Origin of the sequence: Bacillus sp. SH7-1, assembly GCF_008042405.1 — a bacterium.
Classification (GTDB): domain Bacteria; phylum Bacillota; class Bacilli; order Bacillales; family Bacillaceae_G; genus Bacillus_A; species Bacillus_A thuringiensis_N.
The window spans coordinates 130,404-155,292 of record NZ_QNUD01000010.1 but is presented as its reverse complement, the minus strand read 5'-3'; the positions used below and the strand labels follow the sequence as shown (position 1 = coordinate 155,292).

Here is a 24,889-nt window from a genome sequence, read left to right as displayed (position 1 = left end):
AAGCAGGCTAACCGCCTGCTTTTTTAATACGTACGTTTCTTATAAATGCCTTTCCCGCCAACTTGATTCCAGCCGGATTGGACATCCAAGCTTTTATTAACAAACTTCATCTTTTCTTTCCCGCCAAAGAGTTTTTCACCAATGCTATTTGTAATGACACCAATCAATGCTGTTATTCCGATGATGAGGGCAGCAACAGTGACAAAATCAATAAAAAAAGCAATCATTTGCAAATTCCCCCTTTGCCTGTCTGTATTTTTATTGTATGAGATAAAAGATAAAAAAGAAAGAAATGTCAGAAAAATAATTGATTTATTTTAGAAATCGTATAGACATGAATGAGAATGTTTGTTAAAATAAGAACAAACGTTCTTTTTGATTCTCACTTATATAGTCTTACATTTCTTAATTGATTTATCAGGAAAAGGTAAGAAAACGTTCTCTTTTTCACAGGAAAGATTATGAGAAAATAACTATATATCACATGAAAAATCTATGAAAAGCAAGCGTTAAGAGGGTTGAAGGTTAGTGTTAAATAACAGTTAATGTAAGTGTGGTCATGTTACATAGCAGTGGAATACACGGAAGAGTTTTCTCAATTAGAAGGAAATTTACTGTATATTTCTTGCAAAATCTATTGTATAATGATTATAGAAGTTACTTATTAAAAGTAATTGTTGTTTGCTAAAAGTTGTTGCTTACATGAAATGCGATTTTTGCACTTTGTTATAAGACAAGGTATCGAGAAAAATTGCTGAATTTAGAAATTTAAACTGTAATTAGTACAGAATTTGTACTCTTTAAGGAGAGTGAGCTTTGTATGGTAACATTATATAGTTCTCCAAGCTGTACGTCTTGTAGAAAGGCGAAATTATGGCTAGAGGAAAATCATATTCCTTATACAGAACGTAATATTTTCTCAGACCCATTAACGATTGAGGAAATTAAAGAGATTTTACGTATGACAGAAAGCGGAACGGATGAAATTATTTCTACTCGTTCGAAAGTTTTCCAAGAATTAAATGTAAACTTAGAGTCTTTACCACTTCAAGATTTATATAAGATGATTCGTGACTATCCAGGGATTTTACGTCGTCCAATTATGATTGACGAGAAACGCCTTCAAGTAGGTTACAATGAAGACGAAATCCGCCGTTTCTTACCACGTACAGTAAGAACGTTCCAATTGCGTGAAGCACAGCGTCTTGTAAATTAATTATAATAATATGAAAACCTTCTACCTATTATATAGTAGAAGGTTTTTTTTAATGTTTCACATTTCGTAATCGAACTTGTTGAACGATAAAGCCGATGCATAAAATGGTGAAAATAAACAAGTACGGAATGCTTGCAGTGAAACTTGGGTTGTTATGAAAAAAAGTTGCTAGTCTGTCTTCATGTGTGACCATTTTTCCTGCTGTATAGGCGAGAATCGCTGCCCCGCAATAAATAAGGAATGGAAATCGTTCCATAAGTATTAAAATGAGTTTGCTGCCCCAAATAATAATCGGGATAGAAATGAGTAAGCCGATTATTACGAGTAAAAATCTTCCGTGAGCTGCCCCTGCAATGGCGATAACGTTGTCAAACCCCATAACGAGATCCGCGAATACTATTGTACGCACAGCTTGAAATAAAGTTGTTTTTCCTTGAATAGAAGAAAGATCGTTGCTATTATCAGTTAGTAAATTTACTGCAATTAATGTAAGTAAAATGCCCCCGGTCAGTTGCAGAAATGGGATGTCGAGTAAATAGACAGCTAGTATAGTAAGGACGATTCTTAGTACGATTGCTAAAAGAGTACCGATCAAAATGGCTTTATTTCGTTTTGGTTCAGGTAAATTTCGGCTAGCTAGTGCGATGACAATTGCGTTGTCACCACCTAATACAACATCGATACCGACAATCATTAGTACAGATGTTAAAAACTCTAAGTCCATTCGTCTGCCTCCATTTATGATGTTTTAATAAGCGAACTATATGTATGTTGTGAAGAGAGAGACTAAATAATCTTCTCTAATAACAGTTTCACTTTATTACAGTGTACGGGGGAAGGTGGAAATGTATGTCCAAATTTTTTATGAGTGAGAAATCGCTATAATGATATATTTGTGTAGATGGTCGAATAAAGATAGGCATATAACTATTTTTGTAAAATAAATCGATTTTATTTCCATTCTGGAGAATCTTATCATAAAATGAGAGTACAAGAATCTATTGATTTGTCATATGAGTGGGGAATCCCTTCATAACAATTCTAAGCAGGAAGGGAGAGTTGTATTTTGGATATTGAAAGAATTAATGACCATACGATGAAATTTTTTATTACGTACATTGATATAGAGGACAGAGGGTTTAATCGTGAAGAGATTTGGTATGATCGCGAACGAAGTGAAGAGCTCTTTTGGGAGATGATGGACGAAGCTCGTGATCATGACGATTTCTTTATTGATGGACCGTTATGGATTCAAGTGCAAGCAGTCGATAAAGGGATTGAAGTACTTGTCACGAAAGCAGAGCTTTCAAAGGATGGACAAAAGTTAGAACTACCGATAGGTGTAGATAAAATTATAGACATTCCTCTAGATGAAGGTATTGAATCATTATTCCAGCAAGAATTAGTGGAAGAGGTAGAAGAGCAAGCAGGAACAAACTTTAACGAAGATGGTACGTTTGGCTTTTTAATTAAGTTTAATGATTTTGAAGATGTCATTTCATTAAGTCATCGTCTTATCTTTGAGGATATAAAAGATGAGCTATATTCATTTGAGAACCGCTATTATGTATATGTGGAATTCGATGAAGTGCTACATGATGAAGAAGAAATTGATCGTATTTTAAGTATCGTTTTAGAATACGGAGAAGAGTCAACTTTAACAATTCATCGTGTAAGTGAGTATGGGAAACAAATTGTGAAAGAGCATGCGCTTGAAACAATTCGCAATAATTTTCCTGCTAAAACGTAGGCCGATTTCTGTAGTATGAAATCGGCTTTTTATATGAAGAATAGGAAAGCTTTCTTAGTAAGGAGGTAAGAGATGAAAAATACGTTAAAGTTGATTTTCTTTGTTTTACTATTGTTCGCATTATTTGTTTCGTTACGTATGTTTATTGATGTTGCATTTTATTCGGATGTAATTGGGATAAAGGATGTTTCGATTTTAGGTATTATTAGTATTTTATTTACGGTATCTGCATTTTTAATTGGCTGCGTTATTTTCTTAGAGAACCGTCATCCGTCTAAAACACTTACATGGCTCATTGTGTTAGGTATTTTTCCGGTATTTGGATTCTTCGCTTATTTATTATTTGGACAGAACTTTCGGAGGAAGAGAATGTTCCAAAAGAAGGCGCTGCTCGATGAACAAGCGTTTTTACAATATAAAGGGCATGAAGATCACGACGAACGGATTTTGCGCAACCATAAGCATCAAGAGCTGTTATTTCGTTTAGCGGATCGCTTAGGCGCTTTAAATATTTCATTTCAAACTGAAACGAGAACATTAACAAATGGAGATGAAACGTTTCAGGCCATTTTAGATGGATTAAAGCGAGCGAAACACCATATTCATATGGAGTATTACATTGTGCGTGATGATAAGCTTGGAACAGAAATTAAAGATATTTTAATACAAAAATCAAAAGAAGGCGTAGTCGTTCGTTTTTTGTATGATGCGGTTGGTAGTTTTAAATTATCAAAAGCGTATATTGCAGAATTAAATGATGCAGGTGTCGAAATGATTCCGTTCTTCCCTGTGCGCTTTCCAATTTTAAACGATAAGATTAATTATCGAAACCACCGGAAAATCGTTATTATTGATGGAAATGAAGGGTTTGTAGGTGGATTAAATATTGGTGATGAATATTTAGGGAAGGATAAATACTTCGGTTTTTGGCGAGACACGCATTTATATTTGCGTGGTGAGGCTGTTCAAAGTTTACAGCTTATTTTCCTTCAAGATTGGTTTTATATGACTGGTGAGGCTGTGCTAGCCCCTGAATATTTACAAGCGAAAGCAGTTGAGGGGGATCATTGGGGAGGCGTGCAGCTCGTTGGAGGTGGACCGGATAATAAATGGGAAACCATTAAACATTTATATTTTGCCATGATTGCCTCTGCGCGGAAATCCATTTGGATTGCGACGCCATATTTCATTCCGGATGATGATATTTTATCTGCATTAAAGGTAGCTGCACTCGCTGGTATTGATGTTCGTTTGTTAATGCCGAGCAAGCCTGATAAGCGCACTGTCTTTTACGCATCGAGATCGTACTTCCCAGAGCTTTTAGATGCAGGGGTAAAGATATATGAATATGAAAAAGGTTTTCTCCATAGTAAAGTTGTCATTGTCGATTCTGATTTAGCTTCAATTGGGACAGCTAATATGGATATGAGAAGTTTTCATTTGAACTTTGAAGTAAACGCCTTTTTATATGATACAGATAGCATTCGAAAACTTGTTCAAGATTTTAAAGACGATTTAGAAGAATCCAGTGAAATTCATGTCGATCGTTTTCATAAAAGGCGTCTTCATAGACGAATAGTTGAATCAACGTATCGGCTATTATCGCCTTTATTATAAAAAGAGATGTCCGAAATTGGGACATCTCTTTTTTAAAAGGAATTTGTAATAAATTGTAGAATATAAGGAGCTGAAAGGGTGTGATTCCGATGTTTATCGCCAAAAGAGAAAACGGAGAAAAAATTCATCTACTCTATCATCATGATGAAGAGATTTTACACCGTATGCGTAAAATGGAGAACTTCTTTTGTATAGCTTGCGGGAAGGAAGTGCAAATGAAATTAGGGAAACAAAAAAAGTGGCATTTTGCTCATAAGAAAGTGGACTCATGTTTAGCATTTTATGAAGCAGAATCTATATATCATATGCATGGTAAAGAATTGTTATATAGGTGGTTCAAACAGCAAAATTTTCATGTGGATATAGAGCATTATCTTCCAGAGATTCAGCAACGACCAGATATTTTCATAGAGAGAGCAGGGAGAAAAATTGCGATTGAATACCAGTGCGCAAATCTCTCTATAGAACAGCTGTACAAACGAACCTATTCGTATTGGCGAGCCGGTATACAGGTCGTTTGGATCATTGGTGGAAATCAATTGAAAAAGCACTCCGCAAATTGGATGAAATTCTCCTCACTTATGGCTTTCTCCTTACAATCTTATCCTCAGCCACTTCTTATTTTCTTCTGTTCAAAACAAAAATCATTTATGAAATGCGCATTTATCACTTCATTTTCTGCAAGCGTCTCTTTCTCACATATTATATATTTACCAATTGAAACGACTAATTTTGAAATGCTCTTTTCTCCTGTTCCTTTCCAAAAGGAAATATTAGACCGAGAGTGGAAGAAGCGAAAGAACTATTTTCGTCAAAACGCTTTGCCTATTTGGAATTATAATCATAAGTCATTATTACGCCTCTTATACCAATGTAGATGTACCCCAGCAAATTTTCCTTCTGAAATCGGTTTGCCGCTCCCGTCTTCATTCGCTTTTCAAACAAATCCATTTATATGGCAAGCTTTTCTATATATGAAGTGTATAGGTGAGCTTGCGGTAGGGGATTGTATTTCCCTTCAATATGTGTGTAGTTATATAAAAAAGTATGCGGAAAGGCGCATGCTCCCGTACTTTTCACAGCATATATGGAAAGTAGCGGTTACTGAATATATGACATTTTTATGCTATACAGGTGTATTGCAGAAAGTAGGGACTTATAAGTACCGGAAAATAAGGGGGATAACTATGTTAAAAACAGAGCAGGAAGTTATGAAATATGATGAAGTTTGCTTAGCGTATGCCTTATCTTTATTTGAGGCAAAGTACAACATGAGAGAAGGAAAAGGGGATATAATAAAGACTGATCGTGAAGGAATTACATAAGAAAAATCGAATTGTATGTAAGTAGAGATATTTAAAGGAGGGCTTAAAGGATGTCTGAACAAAACACAGCAAAAACATTACCAGATCGCAATGAGATTGAAGAATCAAGTACGTGGCGATTAGAAGATATTTTCCAAACAGATGCAGAATGGGAAAAAGAATTTCAAGCTATTAAAGATTTATTACCGAAGTTAACTGAATTTAAAGGGAAACTTGGTGACTCTGCGAACAATTTACTTGAAGCATTGCAATATGAAGATGAAATTTCAATGCGATTAGGTAAGCTATATACATATGCACATATGCGTTACGATCAAGATACAACAAACTCTGTGTATCAAGCATTAAATGACCGTGCGACAAATTTATATTCACAAGTATCCAGTAGCACAGCATATATTGTGCCTGAAATTTTATCGATTTCAGAAGATACACTGCAATCATTCTTGAAAGAAAATAGAGACTTAAGTATATATGAACATGCATTAGAAGAAATTACGCGTCAACGCCCGCACGTATTATCTGAAGCGGAAGAGGCTCTATTAGCAGAAGCATCTGAAGTAATGAGTTCGTCAAGTAATACATTTGGTATGTTGAATAATGCGGATTTGAAATTTCCATCAATTAAAGGTGAGGATGGAGAAGAAGTAGAAATTACACATGGTCGTTACATTCAATTTTTAGAAAGTGATGATCGTCGTGTACGCGAAGATGCATTCAAAGCTGTATATGAAACGTACGGAAAATATAAGAACACATTTGCAAGTACGTTAAGCGGAGCGGTGAAGCGTAATAATTTCAATGCGCGCGTTCGCAAATACGATTCTGCACGTCAAGCTGCATTAAGTAATAATAATATTCCTGAAGCGGTGTACGATCAACTTGTTGAATCTGTAAATGATAATTTACACTTGCTACATCGTTACATTGATATTCGTAAGCGTGCACTAGGGCTTGATGAGCTTCATATGTATGATTTATATACACCACTTGTACCAGAAGTGAAAATGAACGTGAAATATGAAGAAGCACAAGACATGTTATTAAAGTCTTTAAACGTCCTTGGTGATGAGTATGTTGACATTTTAAAAGAAGCATATGAAAATCGCTGGGTAGATGTGTATGAGAATAAAGGAAAACGAAGCGGAGCATATTCATCTGGTGCATATGGAACAAATCCTTATATTTTAATGAACTGGCATGATAATGTAAATAATTTATTTACACTTGCTCATGAATTTGGCCATTCTGTGCATAGTTACTATACAAGAAAAACGCAGCCGCACGTATACGGTGACTATTCAATCTTTGTTGCGGAAGTAGCATCAACTTGTAATGAAGCGCTACTAAACGATTATTTATTAAAAACGACAGAAGATAAGAAAGAGCGTCTATACTTATTGAATCATTATTTAGAAGGATTCCGTGGTACTGTATTCCGTCAAACGATGTTCGCAGAGTTTGAGCATATTATTCATAAGAAAGTACAAGAGGGACATGCGGTAACACCAGACATGTTAACGGAGATCTACTATGATTTAAATAAGAAATATTTCGGTGATGCTTTAGTAATTGATGAAGAAATTGGTTTAGAGTGGTCTCGTATTCCGCACTTCTACTACAACTATTACGTATACCAATACGCAACAGGATTTAGTGCAGCAACGGCTCTATCTAAACAAATTTTAGAAGAAGGGCAACCAGCAGTAGAACGTTACATTAATGAGTTCTTAAAAGCAGGAAGCTCAGATTATCCAATTGAAGTGCTGAAAAAAGCAGGAGTAGATATGGCATCTCCAGAACCGGTAAAAGAAGCACTACAAGTATTTGAAGAGAAATTAAATGAATTAGAAGCATTATTATTTGAAGAGAAGTAATAAAGAAAGACGAGGGATTTACCTCGTCTTTTTGCTTGGGTTTTATTTTGTCGATATTTGTCGAGAGAATAAAACGAATTTCCTTCTTTTTTCTAAATTAGAAGGCAGTTTTGCAGTTGGTGTTTGTAGTTAAAACCCTTTAAATCGTTTTTTATGGTTGAAATAAGAGAGAGCGATGACAATGACTCCAAATAAAAGAGGGAGAGCAATAACTTTAGGAAAAGCTTGTAGTAGAGAGAGGATGTACAAGAAAAAAGAAACGATGACAGCTAGAAGGATTAGTAAAATATACGTTTTTTTCATACAGAATACCTCCAAAATAGCTTTTTTATAGCTTATTCAGAAATGAAAACGTTTAGAATGTGACAAAAGTGTGAAATTCGACAAAAGGGGTTGTCATCTGACGTCGAATCTTGTAATATAATAAGCGTGAACGAATTCACATACAAACATATACCCCTTTGTTTGAACGTGAAAATTTCTCCCATCCCCTTTAATATTTTTATAAGCCGTAAAGAAGAAGACCTGGTGTTTACACCAGGTCTTTTTCTTTTGCTATCCATTTCCAATAACGCTCACATTTTACGTCAATCATTTGTACTTTTCGTTTCAGTTGTAATTTTTTTAGTTCACGCTCGATCTCTTGTTGCGGGCAGTCATATATAAATGCTACTTCTTTTGAAGATATAAATTGCGTTGCTTCTAGTAATACTTCTAAAGGTGGTAATGGTTCTGGCTCGATTTCACATTTTACAAGTTCTTTTAATAATTGTACGTATACATCATAGGAATACGTTCCAGCAATTTTAATACCTTCTTCATCTGAATTCGCATGAAAAAATACGAGAGAAGGTATTTCGGTAATATGCATCTCATTTGTGAATTTCAAGTCACATTGGAAAGCTTTTTTTGCGCTAGCGGAATATAGATCTTTTTTAAATTCTTCTACATCAATTTCGCTATCTTTTGCGCATGCAAGTAATAATTCGCAGTCAGGGTTTGATACATTTTCAAGGAAAATGTATTCTTGGAGTTTTCGCAAAAACTTCGAACCTGCTTTTCGGCCCTGTAACTCCGCTGCCTTAATTGCCATCGAAACTAAATATGGTGTTGATGATGCCTCTTGCATATGTACTTTTCCATCACATGAAAAACCTTGTAAACTTGTCGTCTTTTCCCACACAAATCGAATATTAGCAGGTTTATTCCATTTGTGTGAGGAAGCGTTCGTTCCGTCCACTTTTCCAGTTACAATATGACGAATAGAGAAGTATTTCCCGTATTCAAGCCATAGTTTAATAATAAAGGGTTCAATTTCCCAGCAATCTTTACAAAGTGGATCAATAAATAAATATGCTTCTACAGACTTATGCTCACATGCGGAAGGAGATGGCATATTGATATGCTTTGCTTCCTGTTTATCCATTATATTTCACCTGTTTCGTTTGGAGTATTAACCATATGCTGAGCAGTTAATGCTAAACGTTCAAAAACGAACTCTCTTATATGACCGTGAACTCCTGTGTCATCCATTGCTTGCTCCATACATGATAGCCAAGCCTCTGCTCGTTTTGGTGTAATCTCAAACGGAAGATGGCGTGCTCTTAACATAGGATGACCATGTTCTTCAGTGTACAAATTCGGACCACCTAAATATTGTGTTAAAAATTGCTTCTGCTTCCTAGCGGTTTCTGTTAAATCATCCGGGAAGATGGGAGATAGGTCAGGGTGCTTACTGACATAGGAATAAAATGTGTCTACTAATATTGCAATGCATTGTTCACCGCCAATTGCTTCAAATGGTGTCATCGGTTGCTTGCTCATCCTTTATAAACTCCTTTTTCCATGAAATGTATATCTATTGTAGCAATGGAATGTTAGGGAGGGCAAATAAACAGCCTTCATAACGTTCTTTGCTTATTTTACAGATGTAAAAGAATCTTTTCCTTTTCAAAAAGTGAGATGTATCCACTAGTAGAACGTATTCACTAGTGGAATTTTCACTTTAGCGTGCTTTGTTTTGTTTGGCAAGGAAAAAGCGTTTTACTTTATTATTTGTATGACGGATTGGTATGTCGTGTTGCTTTAATAAATGAATAAAGGCAGCTTTTCCTGTTTCTTCATCTTGTACTTCAAATTCAATTTCATAATCATCGTGATTGTAATAAAAACTATGGTCAAAGACAAGCGTTCCGCCTTCAAATAACGTTTCAGCTCTTTCAGTTGTTAAACTACCCATATAAGTTAAAGTAGAAACAGGAATTTGTAGTTTGTGTAGTTGATCCATTACAGCCCCTGAAATAATTACGTTTGTTTCCATCATCATTCTTGCTTCGTCTTCTGTTACGACTTGATGAGTTTCCAACAAGCCAACTTCTGCAGGTTGTTTCAATGTTAATGTATAAGTTTCTTCTTTATGACGAATACGAAGTGCAGAGCCAGCTTCTTTTAACGAGAAGTTAGGTGTTTCAAAGTAGTGATTCACTTGTTTCGTAAATACCTCAATAGAAAACGATTTACATAATGCATGGAATTCTTCTTCTGTAACTATATTTTTAAATTCAATTTCAATTTCTTGTTTCATTGTATGCACTCCCTTTGATAAATAATTCTTTACACATTATCGCTTTTTCACAAATTTGGTTCAATGTTTTATTTGTTTGCGTCCATGTTATGATACAATAATACTGTTAAGTAAGACAGGAAGTTGAGATGGAGGAGTTAGAGCATGCAAAATAAAATCCAAGTTAAGAGCGTAGAAAAGAGAGAGAATGCTCTTATTTTTTGTGCGGAAAATAGTGAAATAGCGGTAAAGGAGTTAAGTGCGCGTAATCACGTACTTGTAGACTCAGATAATTTATCATTTTTATATATCTTAGAAAACGAATCATCTTTCATTTATGTAAGTATTCCGCACACATGCTGGGAAGCGATGCATGAAGCGATGAATAACGATGTGGTAATGTTTGTTCGCGTGAATGACATTGAAATGGAATTAGAAGGATTAAAAGAAGAAGTAGAATATTTAGTTGAAAATATTGAAGGTAATGCAAATTACGGAGAAGAACTAGTAACTGCTGTAGAAAAAGTATTTCTATAAGCAAATGGATTGATTTTGGTGGTGGTTGAAATGAATCGAAATTGGGAAGAATTTTTAGCACCTTACCATCAAGCGGTGGCAGAGCTGAAAGTGAAACTAAAAGGAATGCGTACTCAATTTGCAATGTTAACAGAGCATTCTCCAATTGAGTTTGTAACAGGAAGGGTAAAGTCGGTTGCAAGTATTATTGATAAAGCGGAGAAGAGAAATGTACCGTTAGACCGGCTGAGAGAAGATATGCAAGACATCGCGGGTCTTCGAATGATGTGTCAATTTGTTGACGAAATTAAGCCTGTTGTAGAATATCTTCGAAAACGAAATGATTTTGAAATCGTGGAAGAACGTGATTATGTCACGCAAAAGAAAGATAGTGGTTATCGTTCTTATCACGTTGTTATTAGTTATCCTGTTCAAACGATTCAAGGAGAACAAAAAGTATTGGTAGAAATCCAAATACGCACGTTAGCAATGAACTTTTGGGCAACAATTGAGCATTCTTTAAATTATAAATATAGTGGACGTTTTCCTGAAGATATTAAAATACGCTTGCAGCGTGCAGCGGAAGCAGCATTTTTATTAGATGAAGAAATGTCTTCTATCCGTCTTGAAATTCAAGAAGCGCAGAAAGTTTTTTCAAGAAAGCAAGAAACGAAAGATTCCGAATCATAAACTAAAGGGTGTTGGGCGATGAAATTTACAATTATGTCAAAGGGAGATCAATCATCAGATACACTGGCAAGCACGATGAAAGAATACTTGCTAGATTTTGGATTTATAATGGATGAACAGGAACCCGATATTGTAATTTCTGTTGGAGGAGATGGAACGCTTTTATATGCGTTTCATCGTTATTATAATCGATTAGATGAAACAGCATTTGTTGGCGTACATACAGGGCATTTAGGTTTCTATGCAGATTGGTTACCGACAGAAGTAGAGAAATTAGTAATTGCAATTGCTAAAACACCATTCCAAGTGGTGGAATATCCGCTTTTAGAAGTGATTATTCGCTATGTGAATGGGAGTAAAGAGTCACAGTATTTGGCGATGAATGAAGCGACTGTAAAAAGTGCAGAAGGTACATTAGTAACAGAAGTGGAAATACGCGGAGAGTACTTTGAAACGTTCCGTGGGGATGGCCTTTGTATTTCTACTCCTTCAGGAAGTACTGCGTATAATAAGGCGCTTGGCGGAGCGATTATTCACCCTTCTATTGAAGCGATTCAAATTGCAGAAATGGCATCTATTAATAACCGTGTGTTTCGTACGGTAGGTTCGCCGCTCGTATTGCCGAAACATCATACATGTGTGTTGAAGCCTGCTGCAGGAATGAACTTACAAATTACAGTGGACCATTTAACGATGGTTCATCAAGATGTGAAATCAATTCAGTATCGCGTTGCAAACGAAAAAGTACGATTTGTTCGTTTCCGTCCATTCCCGTTCTGGAAACGAGTTCGTGACTCGTTTGTTGCAGATAAATAGAAAGGGTTTATATATTTGAACAGATTTACATTGAAATGGGATATAGAATCGGCTGAAGAGGGAACTTTAGTTAGAGAATTTTTAAAAACAAAAGGGATTTCTAAAGCCGCATTAACGGATATAAAGTTTCACGGTGGAGCTATTGAAGTAAATGGTCAACATGCGAGCGTACGTCATCAGTTGCAAGCTGGTGAAGAATTACGTGTCTTTTTTCCGGTGGAGGAAAGAAGTGAAGGGATGATTGCAGAAGATATCCCTTTATATATTGTATATGAAGATAATGCGGTTCTTGTCATTAATAAAGAGGCGAATATGTCAACGATTCCGTCTAGAGAACATCCATCAGGAAGTGTTGCGAATGCGCTCTTATCTCATTATGATAAGCAGCATCTTGCAAGCACGGTGCATATTGTAACAAGATTAGATCGTGATACTTCAGGGCTTATGCTTATTGCAAAAAACCGTTTCCTGCATCATCTTTTATCGAAACAGCATCAACAAAAAGCTGTGAAAAGAACGTATGAAGCAATCGTTCATGGGGAGATGATAGAACGAGAAGGAACAATTGATGCACCGATTGGACGAAAGCCGGATAGCATTATTGAGCGGACGGTTTGTGATGATGGACAAAGAGCAGTTACTCATTTTAGAGTGATTGATAGCGCCAATCATAAGACACATGTATCGCTTGAGCTTGATACAGGAAGAACGCATCAAATTCGTGTGCATATGGCGCATATAGGGCATCCGTTACTTGGCGATAATTTATATGGTGGAAAAAGGGATGAAATGCAACGACAAGCACTTCATAGTACATCTTTGACGTTTTATCATCCTATTTTAGAGAAGGAAATGTCTTTCACTACAACGATTCCAAGTGATATGCAAGAGGTATTAAAGCACGCTTAAAAAGGGAACAAAATTCTTATGTAACGAAGAATTTTGTTCCCTTTTTTCTTAGCGGAATAATATTAAAATTTGATTTTCACCCGTGCGCTTTATAACGAAAAAACCACTTTCGGATTTTGTAGCAATGCCATCGTCATTTGGACTGCAATATCCATGGGTTTCGCAAGTGCCGTCATCCCGTACTAACATTTGTCCAATTAATCCGACAGGAAGCCACTCGGTACGATCTTTCCTTGCTATATATTTGCAAGCTGGATCCCATTCTGTATTTAAAAGTGGTTGTATGTCTTGTGATTCCGAACGTACATATTGGCGTTTTCCAAAGCTATCTGTTTTGTAGCGCTTTTGCCAACTTAAAGCACCGCTATTTCCTATAAGAGCGGGGGTTGCACTAGATATTCCTAAAATGAATGAATCGTTTGAAGTAGCGATTCGAATTTTTTCTTCGCTACTAAATGTAACGAAATAACCTACATCAATAAGAGTATTGTCTGCTGTTTCAAACATTTGTGCAAAATCAGTTCCGCTTGCATTATAAGAAGCGCCATCAATGTACATTTCTCCATTATGAGCAAGCCACTTTGCACCGATATTATGATCGGTTTTATTTGTTCCGTTTGCAATAAACCAAGAATATGATTCTTCTGCTGTGCCGAAGCGTCCCATAATATGGCTACCTGCAAAATGAGCTGTTGATGTATGATTACCTTCCGCATGAGAAGAGAATCCGTTAGCGATAGTAGCGGTTCCTTCTGCATGTGCTGCTTCGCCTAAAGCGATCGTATGTTTACCTTCCGCATGAGAATAAGAGCCACCTGCTATCGTTTCACTTCCTTCGCTATGGGAACTATGTCCAGTTGCTTTTGTTTTTGATCCTTCTGCATGAGAGAAAGAAGCTTTTGCGTGTGTAAGAAGCCCTTCTGCGTGTGAAGCTGTACCCTCTGCATTAGAGTGCAGTCCTTCTGCATATGCATACCGTCCCCCTTTTTTTACTTTTGTATTTTCAGGTGTAGGGGTTTGAATTATGATAGTTTTTTCTGTTTGTATATCATTGGATGGTGCTAATGCTTCTTTTATTTTCTTCACTTGATTTATAATAGCAGCTGGAATTTCTGATTCCGCTTTTTTATTTATTGCTACAGGGATGCTTTCTTCTGTCTTTTTCTCTGTTTGCTCAGAAGGCATAACCTGTTCGTTATGAGTAGGAAGAGGATTATTTTTTTGCTGCATCTTTGTTTTTCTATTATCAATTATGCGGCTCATTACAGCATTTTCTAAAGAGACATATTTCGGTCTAGCTTTGTTTTTGGGGGAAGCCTCTTGTCCTTCTAGTTCTTCTAAAGCTGCAGCTCGAATGCTGCACCAGTTGTTAATTCCGTACATGGGCAGATAAAAAGGCGGGCATTTTCTTTTTTGTTTAGAAGATTTTTTCTTCATTCTGTCACCTCCTGCGACAGTATATGCCGTGTAATGAAAAAAAGATGCACTTTATTGCATCTTTTTTTCATTACTTTACCCAGTTTTTATATGAGAGCCACCTAAATGATACGATAATCCCTCGTAATTTATGAATGATACGTAAATAAGGGGAGTTATGAAATTGGGCGGAATTTCTCAGGGACAAAAGGCAGGGAGGAAGGGACGGAAACGGTCTCCATTTCGGGATAACGTAGTCCGGTTAGTTTGCCGCCAAATACAGCGCCAGTGTCAATATTGACTGTATGATTTACAAAGCGAGGTTCTTTTACAGGTGTATGTCCATATACAATCCAAGCTTGTCCTTTATATTCTTTTGCCCAGTCGCGACGGACAGGTGAGCCGTCAGCGTGTTTTTCTCCTGTAATATCACCATATAATACAAAGGTTTGTACTTTTTTATCTTGTCTTCCTATATAATCTTGCCGAATTCCGGCGTGACATACAAGTAATCTTTTCTCATCGAGTACGTGATATAAAGGGGATTGCTCGTAAAGTGTGATGAATTTTTCTTTTATAATGCTTTGTTTATGAGAAGGCAGTGCTTCATATTCAGCAACAGTTGTTTCGAGTCCATGAGCGATTGTTACATTACGCCCAAGGAAAAATCGGTATAGTTTATTACAGTGATTTCCCGGAGCGTAATAAGCTACTTTTTTATTTATGACAAGTTCCCATACAATTTCAATCATACGTAATGAATGAGGGCCTCGATCAGTAATATCACCAACAAACGCAATTTGGCGTTGATCAGGGTGAATTGGCAGGTCACTATTCCAGTTATATCCGAGTTTCGTCGTTAAGTCTTGGAACTCTTGGAAGCATCCATGTATATCCCCTATAATGTCATATTTCATATTTAAACCTCCATCATATTTTTCATTAGTATATCTAAAAAGGGATAGAGATAAAAATATACCGTTTTTGTGCGTCAGTTGAACATAAAGATTTTCGTTCTTGAGCGAACGTTTAAAACAAATCCAATCGCTATCATGTATGTGAGTAAGGAACTTCCTCCGTAGCTCATAAGGGGTAATGTGATTCCTGTAATAGGTAATAATCCGATGGTCATCCCGATATTTTGAAATACTTGAAAAGTAAACATTCCGATTGTACCAGCACAGATGTAACTACCGAAAGGGTCATTACTTTCTAAAGCGATATGAATCATGCGGAAAATAAGTAGGAAAAAAAGTGCAATAATGACACTTGCGCCTAAAAAACCGAATTGTTCAGCGACATTAGTGAAAATAAAATCTGTATGTGGTTCTGGAAAGTATACTTGTCCATTTTCCCAACCTTTTCCTTGTATTTCCCCTGATCCAGTAGCTAAGAAAGCTTGTCTTAATTGATAGCCTTGCGCATCATATTTGTATGGTGCTAACCAGCCGTAGAAGCGATTTAGTTGATATTCTTGTAAAATGTGTGCTTTAAAGAATTTTGTATGAGTAAAAAAAATATAAGTTAATGTAACGCCAGTTGCAAAAATACCGGAAATTAATCCGAAAATAAAACGCCAACGTATACCAGAAACTAGTATCATTGCTGCGAGCATAGCGGAAATTACCATTGTGTTTCCTAAATCAGGTTCCTTTGCAATAAGTAGTAGGGGCGGCAAACTTGTTGCGCATATTTTTCCGAGTAATAAAAAATCGTCGTGTATTGTTCGGCAAAAATATTTCTCATTGTGATTTGCTATAATTCGTCCGGTGACGATAATTAAAAACAATTTCATAATTTCAGAAGGCTGGAAATTTCCGATACCTGGAAGCTTGTACCAAGCGGTAGCACCTTTAATTGTAATGGCGCCTGGTACTTGAAGTTCTAGTCCAATAAGTAGTACCAATGCAAAGCTATATAAATACCAAGCAATTTTTTGATAACGATCAAAATCAATAATCATAATTACACCAATGGCTATAAATCCAATGAAGTACCATTGGATTTGCTTTAATACAAAATTTATATTTTGCAAAAATGATGGTAAAGAGGCTTGTGCACTTGCAATTGCAAAGCAACTAACAATCCCAATGGCAAATAAGATGAATAGTAATACGTAGTCTATTTGATATTGAGAATTTGGATCTTTCAATGTAGGTGTTCCTTTCTATCGCCTAGTAAGTGTATGCATTATGTCATGATAAAAATAATATACAAGCAGACTATGCATACATTTATTCCACTATTTGTGTGAAGTCATACATCACAAAGAAGGAATAGCTCCTTCCTTGTGATGGATTATATGGCACGGAGTTCTTTTGTAATCATATTTAAACAATAGGAAAGACGTGCATGTGTATTTATATCTGGAATGAGGTTCGGAAATAGATTGTAATATTTGAACGCATTTTTATACCATCCGTAAGCTCTTATCAAACCCTTTTTATAATGTTTGGGGTCTTGTAAGAAACCATACTTTTTTGAGGTTAAAACGAGATGAGAAAAATCTTCACAGCCTTCAAGGAATTTGTGACGTACTTGCTGTCCAGAATGAACGCGGAAGGAACTTAAAGGCTCAGTGATATACATGGCATCACCTTTTGAAAGTAAATGGATCCAAGAGGCCATATCAACACTACAACCATATTTTCTGCCATTTAAAGTGCCGAAAGGTTCTGTTAATAGACTTTTTCTAAAGAGTACGATTGTAGGTTCGCCGATAATATTTTGTCCCGCCAAAAGCATACGGTTTCCAAAATCTTTCCCATTGAGTAGAGTATCTTCATCATATAATTTTTTCATGGAGGGGTGTTGTTCAATTATATCTCCATCATCATTGATCCAAGTACGATAGGATGTGATAAGTGCAAGGTTTTTATTTAAGTCTTGTTGGAAATAAAACATCATTTTTTCAATTTTATTATTACAAAATATATCATCGTCCATTAAGAAATTTATGTACTCTCCATTTGACTGTTCTAAGAGCATAAGGGCGTTATGAAATTGTCCTAAAGTAGAGGGATTTCGAATGTACGTTATATGTTTATGCTTATGTAAATAATCTCTGTATATTAATTTTTCTGTTTCATTATTTGTGCTATCGTCTCCTACAATAATTTCAATATTTGAATACGTTTGTGCTAATGCACTTTCTAGAGCAATTTTAAAATAATGTGGTCGATTATAGGTGGGAATAAGGATGGAAACGAGAGGTGGATTTTTTATATTATCCATATACAACTACCTTTCAGAAATTTTTTGTGTAAGAATAATATCTTGATAACTGGTGTGTTCAGTTCTGCCACACCATGAACCATAATGGGAAGGAGTCTGTACTTCTAGCCCATATTTATTTAATAGAGTACGAATATCTTCCTCAGGATAGGCAACTGCGAAATTCGGGATATCTTTATTTAGAACATAACAATTGTCAATTTGGTGATAAAAACCTAACGTACTTAGTCCTGCATTTAAGTAATAGGAAGATTCAGGATTAATTAAAAAGAAAGTAATAAAACATCTCCCATCTTTTTTCAGAACTCGTGCAATCTCGCATACGTAATGTTCTAATTCTTTCGGAAGGAGGTGGGTAAATACAGACGTTAAAAAAATAAAATCGAATGATTCATCTTCATATGGAAACTTGTATTGGGAAGCATCTTCTTTTCCATCGGGATTGTAGAATTGGTTATATATATCGACATGTTCAAAATGGAAATTGTTACGGCGTGTTGAAATGTTATTTTTGCACCATGTAATTCCCTTATTAAATAAGTCAAATCCATAATAAGTACCATCATCGCTTAAATAGTTCATTAATGGAACCGCCATACGGCCGATACCACAGCCTATATCTAACACTGTTTCATTTGATTTTAAATTGCCAATTTCAATAAAATACTGCATAAACTCTTTTCCAACTTCTTCAAAGTCACCACCTACATATTGAACGAGTTCTGGGGGTGGAATTAATGTGATTTTTTTCTCATTTTCGTTCATACATTCACTCCGTCCTTGTAGTAAAGTAAGAGATTTTTATTGCATATATAAGTTAATCATTTATAGTGAGGGGAACTTTACACGATTGGTTCTTACGAATCAATAGTGTGATAGAACCCCTCAAAAGAATAAAATTGTATTCTATTCTTTTCGCCAATAAATACCGAAATCATCAATTTGAGTCATAGGAGCTTTTATGTTTCTTTCACTTCTGAAATCTGTTACAGCCTCTGCGCATGTTATCAATCCATAATCATCAATAATAATAAAGCCACCTGTTGAAACTTTATCATATAAATTTACAAGACTATCCATCGTAGATTCATACATATCACCGTCAAGGCGAGCAATTGCAATTTTTTCTACCGGTGCTGAAGGCAATGTATCTTTAAACCAACCCTTTAAAAATTTCACCTGATCATTTAATAAATCGTATTTTTTAAAATTTTCTTGTACTGTTTCTAAAGAAACTCGTAAGTAATCGAATGTGTGCAAATAATCACCATAATCTTTTGGATATTGTTCTAAGTTAGGTGCGGGCAGACCTTCAAATGAATCGGCAACCCATACAGTACGATCCTTAATGTTGTTTGCTTGTAAAAATCCATTCATAAAAATGCATGATCCTCCGCGCCATACACCAGTTTCAATAAAATCGCCTTCTATATTTTCCCTGACTACAGTTTCCATAGCCTCTTGTAATTGATTCATACGCTTTCGACCAACCATACTGTGTGCAGCTCTTGGCCAATCCTTGCCACCTTGACGCTCATTGTTTGAAACGTTAGGATTAACGATTTTTAAATTGTGATTTTCTACATACTGCTTAAGAAATAAAGGAAGTGGAACCGTAACTGGTTCATATGATAGTTCTTTAGATATATGTAACGAAGCAGGTAAGTATGGTTCGTATTCTAACCATATTTCAAATAAAATTGTTTTCTTTAGTAACTCAAGATAAAGCTGGACAGCCGATTTATTTTCCATATAAGTGCCTCCTGCGGAATGTCATACAACATTATGACTATGTAGAAAAGAAGGATTTAATGATTGAATTTACCAATGAAAAAGCAGTAAAACTGATATCAGTTTTACTGCTAGGGAAAAAATTAAGCGATTTTTTCAATAATAATGGATGCACTCGTACCAAGAGCTAATGATAATCCAAGTCCTGTAACAATTACTTCAACTAATGATGGAGTTGACGTAATTTGCGTAATTGCTTGAACAACGATAGGTGCTCCAACTGAGATTAAAGTCGTTCCAGTACCAGGTACAGGTAAACCATTTACTTGGATTGTAAGTCCTCCTAATAGACTTACGGCTGCAGTATATACGATAACAGTGATTTTATAGAATCCAGTTTCACTAATTACGAAAGTATCGTCATCTAATTGAGAAATTGCTGTGCCAAACTGAGATCCAACAGTATTAAATGGTACTGGAGCATTAAGTCCAAGATCCAAAGAAATTCCACCGGAGTTAAATGCATATAATCCTGCTGGAAGTCCTAGCCCTGATGGTCCAGTCGGTCCAGTTGGCCCAGTTGGCCCAGTTGGTCCAGTCGGTCCGGTAGCACCAGTTGGTCCAGTCGGTCCAGTGTCTCCAGTTGGCCCAGTCGGTCCAGTAGTACCAGTGTCTCCAGTTGGCCCAGTCGGTCCAGTAGTACCCGTTTCTCCAGTTGGCCCTAGTTGTCGTGTCTCCAGTTGGTCCAGTTGGTCCAGTCGGTCCAGTCGGTCCAGTCGGTCCAGTTGGTCCAGTCGGCCCAGTTGGTCCAGTCGGTCCAGTCGGTCCACAGTTGGCCCAGTCGGCCCAGTCGGTCCAGTCGGCCCAGTTGGTCCGGTAGGAAGGGTAAACGGTGGTATTGGTGGTAATGTTGGTCCTACAAGATTAGGGTCAAATGCACTAGCTGATAAAGATTCATCGGGATTCAATCCATCTGAATAATTATTATTTGACATAAATTCACCTCCATAAAGCGTTCATTATATAGTAGATGCAAAACCGGAAGAAAATGACACGGACATTTGAATTATTGAAAAGAAATCTTAAACTGCTTGTGTAAGTTAAAAAAGTGGAAAGTTTATTGTATGTATAACATATGATTGATTTGGAAGAGGGTGATTATGTTGAACAAGCAAGGAATCACAATTAGTTTATGTATGATTGTTCGAGATGAGGAAGATACAATAGGTCGATGTTTAGATGCAGTAGAAAAAATTGTTGATGAAATTATTGTAGTTGATACAGGTTCCATTGATCGAACGAAAGAAATTGTAGCTCAATATACTTCCAACATATATGACTTTCCATGGATTAATGATTTTGCGGCAGCTAGAAATTTTTCTTTTTCGAAAGCAACACAAGAATATATATTATGGCTAGATGCTGATGATGTGTTATTAGAAGATGCTCAAGAGGCATTGATCCTATTAAAAAGAGAATTAGATCCTAATGTGGATGCTGTTTCGATGCCGTATCATCTTGCAATGGATTCTAACGGGAAACCTTTATATTGTACAAAAAGAAATCGACTTGTAAAGCGTGAAAAACAATTTCAATGGTTTGGAAAGGTTCATGAATATTTAGCTATTTCTGGTGAAACTTTTAGTAGTAATGTTGCTATTACACATAAAAAAGAAAAAAAGGTAACAAATCGTAATTTGAAAATTTTTCAAGATGCTGTAGCAGCTGGAGAAGAATTGAGTCCGAGAGATTTATTTTATTACGCGAATGAATCTATGGATAATCAAAAATATGATGATGCAGTTATGCTATATGAAACATTCCTTAATCAAGACGAAGGATGGTATGAAGAGAAAATTTATGCATGTGGTAAGTTAGGGGATTGCTATGCAAAGCTTGGATCATGGGAAAAGGCAATTGAATCTTGCGTGAAGTCGTTTCGATATGATGTTCCTAGAGGAGAGAATTGTACAAGAATAGGATATATATATATGGAACAACAAAAATATAACGAAGCGATATTTTGGTTTAAACTTGCAACGGAAGTACCAATGGCGACGGAGAGTCCGTTTCATAGTCCAGCGAGCTACACATGGCTTCCCTATTTACAAATGTGTATTTGTTATAGCAAGTTAGGAGAGCAAGATAAAGCTTATTATTACAATGAACTAGCAGCTTCATATGTTCCAAATAATGCTGCAATTGAATATAACCGCAAATATTTTCGGAGTGTTTTTGATAAACAATATAAATCGTTATAGGTTGCGTTTTTCTAGAAATGATGTATCGCGATTCTAACTCTAATAGATTGGCTATATAGTAAAGTATCGGTGTACTGGTTACATTTATAGACTTCCTATGAAGTTTATATTTCAAATTCAATTTGTATAAGGAGTGTGTGAAATGAATCCCCAAAAAAATTCTTTATATGAAGAAAAATCTGTGCATTATTATAATGCAGTGAATCCGAATTTATTAAAGCATATAAAAAAGGAATGGAAAGAAGTTCTTGATATCGGTTGCTCGAGCGGTGCATTGGGAGCGGCTATTAAAGAAAATGGAACACGTGTATCAGGAATTGAGGCATTCCCAGAGGCAGCAGAAAAAGCAAAAGAAAAACTAGACCATGTTGTTTTAGGTGATATAGAAACAATGGATATACCGTATGAGAAGGAGCAATTTGATTGCGTCATATTTGGGGATGTATTAGAGCATTTATTTGATCCGTGGGCTGTAATAGAAAAAGTAAAGCCATATATAAAAGAAAATGGTGTGATTTTAGCAAGTATACCAAACGTTGCTCACATTTCAGTATTAGCGCCGTTACTTGCTGGAAATTGGACGTATACAGAATATGGTTTATTAGATAAAACGCATATTCGTTTCTTTACATTTAATGAAATGCTCCGAATGTTTTTAAAATCAGGTTATTCGATTAGTAAAGTAGATCGTGTATATATTGATTATAAAATGTACGAACCACTTATTGAGGAATTATATGGAATTTGTAAAAAATATCGTCTTGGAAGTGGCTTCATGGCTGAGACGGTCGTATTTCAGTATATTATTGAAGCAGAAAAATCACAGCTATGAGTGCTGCTGAAAAAACAATATTATTTGTTACATGTATAAATGATCGGAAAATGTATGCACAGTGTGTACGACATATATTGAGCTTAGCAGTGCCTCCAGGGTATAATGTACAATTTATGCCAATTCGGAATGCGAAAAGTATGACGAGCGGATATAATCAAGCGATTTCGCATCCAGCGAAATATAAAGTATATATACACCAAGATGTTTTCATTATGAATGTGGCATTTTTATATGGATTACTTCAATTATTTAACGAACATGAACATCTTGGAATGATTGGAATGATTGGAGCCCAATATGTTCCTCCAAACGGGATATGGAATGAAGGCAAGGGAGTTGTTGGGAAAGTAATTGGTTATATGAACGATTTATTTTATATGGCAACTCAAGAACAGCCGTATCATGACTCAAAAACATTTATGCCTGTGGAATGTATCGACGGTTTATTGATGGCAACGCAATACGATATTCCCTGGCGAGAAGACTTGTTTGATGGGTTTGACTATTATGATGTATCTCAGTCATTTGAATTTAGAAAAGCTGGCTATACAGTTGGGGTTCCTGTACAGCGTGATGCGTGGTGCATTCACTATCATATTGATGTGAATATGACCAACTATGACAAGTATAGAAAGATATTTGTGGAGAACTATATGTCAGATGTAAATCAAGACGAATAGAGGGGCTACAAAATGAAGGATCGTACAATATTAGTTGTTGTTTGTGTAAATAATGAAGAGCTATTTGAACAATGCGAGAGACAAATAAGAAACCTTTTTGTTCCCCCTGATTATGTCGTACAAATTTTTCCGATACGAGATGCGAAAAGTATGGCAAGCGCATATAACCGAGCACTTTCATATCCCGCGAAGTATAAGGTTTATATACATCAGGATACTTATCTTATTAATCGAGAGATGTTTTATACACTTATTTCCCTTTTTAAAGATAATGAAAAGCTCGGCTTAATTGGAGTAGCTGGAGCCCAATTTTTACCGAGTAACGGGATATGGTGGGAAGGGAAAAATTTAGTAGGGAAAGTGATTGAGTATAGAAGACGGAATTATCAATTATTAAATTTAGATCAGGGGTTTTATGGAAGCCAATCTTTTATGTCGGTGCAGGCAATTGATGGCTTATTCATGGCAACGCAGTATGATATTCCGTGGCGAGAAGATTTGTTTCAAGGGTTCCACTTTTATGATGTATCACAGTCTTTAGAGTTTCAAAGGGCTGGTTATTTAATTGGTATCCCAAATCAATCAAATTTATGGTGTATTCATTATAACGGAGATGAATTTGATGCGGATACATATGAGAAAGATCGAAAAGTGTTTGTAGAACAGTATAAAGATATTTTATCTCCATCATAAGGGAGAGATGCAGAGTGAAAGGGATTATTTTAGCAGGTGGTACTGGATCGAGGCTATATCCAATAACGAAAGTAACGAATAAACATTTGCTTCCTGTTGGACGTTATCCAATGATTTATCATGCGGTATATAAGCTGAAACAATGTGAGATTACAGATATTATGATTATTACAGGTAAAGAGCATATGGGAGATGTTGTTAGTTTTTTAGGAAGCGGTCAAGAGTTTGGCGTGTCCTTTACGTATCGTGTGCAAGATAAGGCTGGCGGAATTGCACAAGCATTAGGGCTTTGTGAAGATTTTGTTGGGAATGATCGCATGGTAGTTATATTAGGCGATAACATTTTTTCGGATGATATTCGTCCGTATGTTGAAGAGTTTGCAAATCAAAAAGAAGGTGCGAAAGTACTGCTGCAATCTGTAGATGATCCTGAGAGATTTGGCGTAGCAAATATTCAAAATCGTAAAATAATTGAAATTGAAGAAAAGCCGAAAGAGCCGCAAAGTTCCTATGCAGTCACAGGAATTTATTTATATGATTCGAAAGTCTTTTCTTATATAAAAGAATTAAAACCTTCCGCAAGGGGAGAGCTTGAAATTACAGATATCAATAATTGGTATTTAAAACGAGGGGTACTTACTTATAATGAAATGAGCGGTTGGTGGACTGATGCAGGAACTCATGTTTCTCTTCAAAGGGCGAATACGTTAGCGCGGGATATAAACTTTGGTAAACAGTTTAACGGAGAATAGGTGAGAAT

At 36.0% G+C, this 24,889-nt stretch carries 26 protein-coding genes and 1 pseudogene; 14 read left to right on the top strand and 13 right to left on the bottom strand.

Annotated features, from left to right (window positions below; all coding sequences use genetic code 11):
* Positions 1-23: 23 nt before the first annotated feature.
* Positions 24-227, bottom strand: coding sequence for a hypothetical protein (locus DN390_RS12570; protein ID WP_000559978.1), 204 nt, complete (start codon positions 225-227; stop codon positions 24-26).
* 593 nt (positions 228-820) lie between these two features.
* Here DN390_RS12570 and spx point away from each other — a divergent pair.
* Complete coding sequence (spx, locus tag DN390_RS12565) at positions 821-1,216, top strand: transcriptional regulator Spx (RefSeq protein WP_000258267.1); 396 nt, start codon at positions 821-823, stop codon at positions 1,214-1,216.
* 49 nt (positions 1,217-1,265) lie between these two features.
* On the opposite strand, the gene DN390_RS12560 is transcribed toward spx, so the two are convergent.
* The gene (locus DN390_RS12560; RefSeq protein ID WP_097949563.1) at positions 1,266-1,940 is read right to left on the bottom strand and encodes a TerC family protein; all 675 of its coding nucleotides are present in this window, start codon (positions 1,938-1,940) and stop codon (positions 1,266-1,268) included.
* A 342-nt stretch (positions 1,941-2,282) separates the two neighbouring features.
* On the opposite strand from DN390_RS12560, the gene mecA reads away from it, so the two are divergent.
* From mecA to pepF, 4 genes are all read left to right on the top strand, one after another.
* Positions 2,283-2,966 carry an adaptor protein MecA gene (gene mecA / locus DN390_RS12555; RefSeq protein WP_000350711.1) on the top strand — a complete coding sequence of 228 codons (684 nt, stop codon included), beginning with the start codon at positions 2,283-2,285 and terminating at the stop codon, positions 2,964-2,966.
* A 72-nt stretch (positions 2,967-3,038) separates the two neighbouring features.
* Positions 3,039-4,583, top strand: a complete 1,545-nt coding sequence (locus tag DN390_RS12550) for a cardiolipin synthase (protein WP_060629945.1) — start codon at positions 3,039-3,041, stop codon at positions 4,581-4,583.
* Positions 4,584-4,663: 80 nt separating this feature from the next.
* Positions 4,664-5,908 (top strand): competence protein CoiA, encoded by a 1,245-nt coding sequence (locus tag DN390_RS12545; RefSeq protein ID WP_097949564.1) that lies wholly within the window; start codon positions 4,664-4,666, stop codon positions 5,906-5,908.
* Between the two features lie 50 nt (positions 5,909-5,958).
* Complete coding sequence (pepF, locus tag DN390_RS12540) at positions 5,959-7,785, top strand: oligoendopeptidase F (RefSeq protein ID WP_060629947.1); 1,827 nt, start codon at positions 5,959-5,961, stop codon at positions 7,783-7,785.
* 129 nt (positions 7,786-7,914) lie between these two features.
* Here the strand turns inward: pepF and DN390_RS30630 are convergent, their stop codons facing one another.
* From DN390_RS30630 to DN390_RS12525, 4 genes are all read right to left on the bottom strand, one after another.
* The gene (locus DN390_RS30630) at positions 7,915-8,088 is read right to left on the bottom strand and encodes a hypothetical protein (protein WP_097949565.1); all 174 of its coding nucleotides are present in this window, start codon (positions 8,086-8,088) and stop codon (positions 7,915-7,917) included.
* Positions 8,089-8,317: 229 nt separating this feature from the next.
* Positions 8,318-9,211 (bottom strand): ClpXP adapter SpxH family protein, encoded by an 894-nt coding sequence (locus DN390_RS12535; RefSeq protein WP_098951754.1) that lies wholly within the window; start codon positions 9,209-9,211, stop codon positions 8,318-8,320.
* Positions 9,211-9,609, bottom strand: coding sequence for a globin domain-containing protein (locus DN390_RS12530; RefSeq protein ID WP_000043381.1), 399 nt, complete (start codon positions 9,607-9,609; stop codon positions 9,211-9,213). The genes DN390_RS12535 and DN390_RS12530 overlap by 1 nt, the downstream gene beginning before the upstream one ends.
* Before the next feature lie 181 nt (positions 9,610-9,790).
* Positions 9,791-10,369, bottom strand: a complete 579-nt coding sequence (locus DN390_RS12525) for a CYTH domain-containing protein (RefSeq protein WP_147807457.1) — start codon at positions 10,367-10,369, stop codon at positions 9,791-9,793.
* Positions 10,370-10,513: 144 nt separating this feature from the next.
* Here DN390_RS12525 and DN390_RS12520 point away from each other — a divergent pair, with 144 nt between their 5' ends.
* Genes DN390_RS12520 through DN390_RS12505 form a run of 4 tightly spaced genes read left to right on the top strand, consistent with a single transcriptional unit; the run spans position 10,514 to position 13,279 of the window.
* Entirely contained in the window at positions 10,514-10,885 is a 372-nt protein-coding gene (locus DN390_RS12520; RefSeq protein ID WP_048553937.1) for a UPF0738 family protein, read from the top strand.
* A gap of 30 nt (positions 10,886-10,915) precedes the next feature.
* A complete protein-coding gene (gene yjbM / locus DN390_RS12515; RefSeq protein WP_060629952.1) occupies positions 10,916-11,554 on the top strand; it encodes a GTP diphosphokinase in 639 nt (212 codons plus the stop codon).
* Between the two features lie 18 nt (positions 11,555-11,572).
* Positions 11,573-12,370, top strand: coding sequence for an NAD kinase (locus DN390_RS12510; protein ID WP_000673195.1), 798 nt, complete (start codon positions 11,573-11,575; stop codon positions 12,368-12,370).
* A 15-nt stretch (positions 12,371-12,385) separates the two neighbouring features.
* Positions 12,386-13,279, top strand: coding sequence for an RluA family pseudouridine synthase (locus DN390_RS12505; RefSeq protein ID WP_147807456.1), 894 nt, complete (start codon positions 12,386-12,388; stop codon positions 13,277-13,279).
* A 48-nt stretch (positions 13,280-13,327) separates the two neighbouring features.
* Here the strand turns inward: DN390_RS12505 and DN390_RS12500 are convergent, their stop codons facing one another.
* From DN390_RS12500 to DN390_RS12470, 7 genes and pseudogenes are all read right to left on the bottom strand, one after another.
* Complete coding sequence (locus DN390_RS12500; RefSeq protein WP_147807455.1) at positions 13,328-14,716, bottom strand: peptidase G2 autoproteolytic cleavage domain-containing protein; 1,389 nt, start codon at positions 14,714-14,716, stop codon at positions 13,328-13,330.
* Between the two features lie 155 nt (positions 14,717-14,871).
* On the bottom strand, positions 14,872-15,612 hold the full coding sequence (gene prpE, locus DN390_RS12495; protein WP_060629955.1) for a bis(5'-nucleosyl)-tetraphosphatase PrpE: 741 nt from the start codon (positions 15,610-15,612) through the stop codon (positions 14,872-14,874).
* 74 nt (positions 15,613-15,686) lie between these two features.
* Complete coding sequence (locus tag DN390_RS12490) at positions 15,687-16,847, bottom strand: FtsW/RodA/SpoVE family cell cycle protein (RefSeq protein WP_147807454.1); 1,161 nt, start codon at positions 16,845-16,847, stop codon at positions 15,687-15,689.
* 146 nt (positions 16,848-16,993) lie between these two features.
* Positions 16,994-17,929 (bottom strand): glycosyltransferase family 2 protein, encoded by a 936-nt coding sequence (locus tag DN390_RS12485; protein WP_060629957.1) that lies wholly within the window; start codon positions 17,927-17,929, stop codon positions 16,994-16,996.
* A 6-nt stretch (positions 17,930-17,935) separates the two neighbouring features.
* Positions 17,936-18,694, bottom strand: coding sequence for a class I SAM-dependent methyltransferase (locus DN390_RS12480; protein WP_097949572.1), 759 nt, complete (start codon positions 18,692-18,694; stop codon positions 17,936-17,938).
* Positions 18,695-18,835: 141 nt separating this feature from the next.
* A complete protein-coding gene (locus DN390_RS12475) occupies positions 18,836-19,681 on the bottom strand; it encodes a TylF/MycF family methyltransferase (RefSeq protein WP_060629959.1) in 846 nt (281 codons plus the stop codon).
* 122 nt (positions 19,682-19,803) lie between these two features.
* Positions 19,804-20,655 (bottom strand): annotated as a pseudogene (locus DN390_RS12470) (BclA C-terminal domain-containing protein).
* Positions 20,656-20,820: 165 nt separating this feature from the next.
* On the opposite strand from DN390_RS12470, the gene DN390_RS12465 reads away from it, so the two are divergent.
* From DN390_RS12465 to DN390_RS12445, 5 genes are all read left to right on the top strand, one after another.
* Positions 20,821-21,921 (top strand): glycosyltransferase, encoded by a 1,101-nt coding sequence (locus DN390_RS12465; RefSeq protein WP_147807453.1) that lies wholly within the window; start codon positions 20,821-20,823, stop codon positions 21,919-21,921.
* A gap of 142 nt (positions 21,922-22,063) precedes the next feature.
* Positions 22,064-22,753, top strand: coding sequence for a class I SAM-dependent methyltransferase (locus DN390_RS12460; protein ID WP_147807452.1), 690 nt, complete (start codon positions 22,064-22,066; stop codon positions 22,751-22,753).
* Positions 22,750-23,436 (top strand): glycosyltransferase family protein, encoded by a 687-nt coding sequence (locus DN390_RS12455; protein WP_097949577.1) that lies wholly within the window; start codon positions 22,750-22,752, stop codon positions 23,434-23,436. Before DN390_RS12460 ends, DN390_RS12455 begins: the two co-directional genes overlap by 4 nt.
* 12 nt (positions 23,437-23,448) lie before the next feature.
* Positions 23,449-24,129, top strand: coding sequence for a glycosyltransferase family protein (locus DN390_RS12450; protein ID WP_000654997.1), 681 nt, complete (start codon positions 23,449-23,451; stop codon positions 24,127-24,129).
* 14 nt (positions 24,130-24,143) lie between these two features.
* Positions 24,144-24,881 carry a sugar phosphate nucleotidyltransferase gene (locus tag DN390_RS12445; protein ID WP_060629964.1) on the top strand — a complete coding sequence of 246 codons (738 nt, stop codon included), beginning with the start codon at positions 24,144-24,146 and terminating at the stop codon, positions 24,879-24,881.
* Positions 24,882-24,889 lie beyond the last annotated feature (8 nt).